This is a genomic window from Falsiroseomonas oryziterrae, assembly GCF_021864505.1.
Taxonomy (GTDB): Bacteria; Pseudomonadota; Alphaproteobacteria; order Acetobacterales; family Acetobacteraceae; genus Falsiroseomonas; species Falsiroseomonas oryziterrae.
This window is the reverse complement of the sequence record NZ_JAKJIB010000498.1, coordinates 1-2,038: the sequence shown is the minus strand read 5'-3', so window position 1 is coordinate 2,038 and position 2,038 is coordinate 1. Positions and strand designations below refer to the sequence as shown.

General features: G+C 74.5%; 3 protein-coding genes. 1 reads left to right on the top strand and 2 read right to left on the bottom strand.

What is annotated here, in order from left to right:
* Positions 1-558 (bottom strand): hypothetical protein (locus tag L2I40_RS22425; protein WP_237217547.1); only part of this gene is annotated, 558 nt, incomplete at its 3' end.
* A 125-nt stretch (positions 559-683) separates the two neighbouring features.
* A complete protein-coding gene (locus L2I40_RS22420; RefSeq protein ID WP_237217546.1) occupies positions 684-1,613 on the bottom strand; it encodes a LysR substrate-binding domain-containing protein in 930 nt (309 codons plus the stop codon).
* A gap of 198 nt (positions 1,614-1,811) precedes the next feature.
* On the opposite strand from L2I40_RS22420, the gene L2I40_RS22415 reads away from it, so the two are divergent.
* A partial coding sequence (locus L2I40_RS22415; RefSeq protein ID WP_237217544.1) for a YcjX family protein occupies positions 1,812-2,038 on the top strand: 227 nt, incomplete at its 3' end.

Sequence of the window (2,038 nt, the reverse complement as noted above, 5' to 3'; positions counted from 1 at the left end):
CCGCGCACCTGCCGCGAGGCTCCAGCTGGCCGCGCCGCCCGCGACCGCCGCGTCGCGCTCCGCCTTCTCCGCGCCTGTCTCGGCCGAGGCGGTCAGCGCCGCCAGCGCGGCGTCGGCCGACAGCCAGGCGAGCGTCGCGTCTGCGACACGGCCCGCATCGCCGCCATAGCCATGCCCCGTGGCCAGGCCGCGCGGCACCGGCGAGAACAAGGTGCCGGCGTCACGCCATTCCAGCGCCTCCACCTCCACTGTCGCGACGCGGCCGTCCGGGGCCACCGCCAGGCGGAGATCCAGCGCGAAGCGTGACCGCGGCCCGACGTCCGGCAGTTCGGCCGCATCCAGCTCGATCGTGGCCTCCAGCGTCTCATGCCCGCCATCGTCCCAGAGCCGCGAGGCCTGCAGGGGACCGAGCAGCGCGGGCAGCGCGACGCCGGCGGCAGGCAGGAAGACGAGCAGCGCCTCTGGAAGCCCCAGCGCCGCCGCCTCGCGCCTCAGCGGATGCGCCGCGCCGCCGGGAAGGGGCCCGAGCAGCGGGACATGATGGACGCTTCGAGACACGGGCAGGCGGCTCCTTCGACCGCCCGGCAGGCCGGGCGGGGCGGCGGAGCTAAGCGCGGATCGGCGCGGAACCGTGACGCATCAACGTGCAACCCGCGTTTCGATCCCGTGCAGCTGCGGCGGCGTCAGGATGTCACCGTGGCGCCGATCGTCTCGGCCACCAGTTCCCGCAGCCAGCGGTGCCCGTCGTCGGAGCGCCGCGTCTCGTGCCAGGCCATCAGGATCGGCACCTTGATCTCGGCGATCGGCGTGTCGATCACGACGAGGTCGAACTCGCCGACCGCGCGCGGCGCCATGCTGGCCGGCAGAAAGCCGAGCAGGTCGCTGCGCGCGACCAGGAACGGCACCTCGAGGAACTCGCTGACCAGCAGCCGCCATGCGAGGCCGAGCTCTGCCACCGCCTGCCGGAGGCTCAGCACCACCTCCGCCATCGGTCCCTGGCGCGGATGCGGCACGACGAAGCCTTCGCGCCGCAGGTCGTCCATCGCCATGCCGGGTGCGGCGCGCGGATGGCCGCGCCGCGCGACGACCAGAAGATGGTCGTCGAACAGTTTGCGCTGGACGCAGCGCGCGTCTTGGGAGGGCATCCAGTCGACGGTGACGTCGAGTTCCCCGCCCCGCATGCGCTCCACCTGGTCGACCGGCAGGGTCCGGGTGTCGAAGCGCAGCACGACGCCGGGCGCCGTGCTCCGCACGCGCTCCGCGATGGCGAGCGCCCAGACCGGCCCGACCGGATGCGGGATCGCGATCTCGAATCGGCGCGTCGAGGTCGCGGGGTCGAAGCCCTGCGCCTCCGCCAAGGCGCGTCGCAGGATGTCGAGCGCGCGGCCCACCTCCGGACGGATGCGCTGCGCCACCGGCGTCGGCGCGATGCCCTGCCCGACGCGCACGAAGAGCTCGTCGCCGCAGGCATCGCGCAGCCGTCCCAGCGCATGGCTGGTGGCGGAGGGGCTGAGCGCCAGCTTCTCCGCGGCGCGGGTGATCGAGCCCGCCTCGAACACCGCCTCGAAGACGATCAGCAGGTTGAGGTCGAGGCTGCGCAGGTTCGTCGCCATCGCCAACCTCCCGCCGGCCCCCGGATGCTTCCGTTGCGCCTGCGCGATGTCAACGTCGCGTGCGTCCCGACCCCTTGCCCGGCATGCGGCCGCCGCGGGCTTGCCGCGGCCGCCCCCGGCTGCCTAGCTGTCGGGCGACACTGCCAAGGAGCCCGGACGCTGCCCGCTTCCTCCCTCTTCGCCCCGGTCGAGGATGCGATGGCGGGCCTTGGCGACCTTGCGCGTGCATTGGCGGGGCGGGAGCGCGTGCGGCTTGCCGTCACCGGCCTGTCACGCGCGGGCAAGACGGTCTTCCTCACCTCGCTCGTCGCCAACCTGCTCGCCGCCGGGCGCGGCGCGCGCACGCTGCCGGCGCTCGAAGCCGCGGCCGGCGGGCGGTTGCGCGCAGCGCGCCTGGTGCCGGCCGAGACCCAGGCGACGCCGCG

Coding starts and splice junctions, on each gene's coding strand:
- L2I40_RS22420 (WP_237217546.1), bottom strand. CDS start 1,613: ATGGCGACGAACCTGCGCAGCCTCGACCTCAACCTGCTGATCGTCTTC.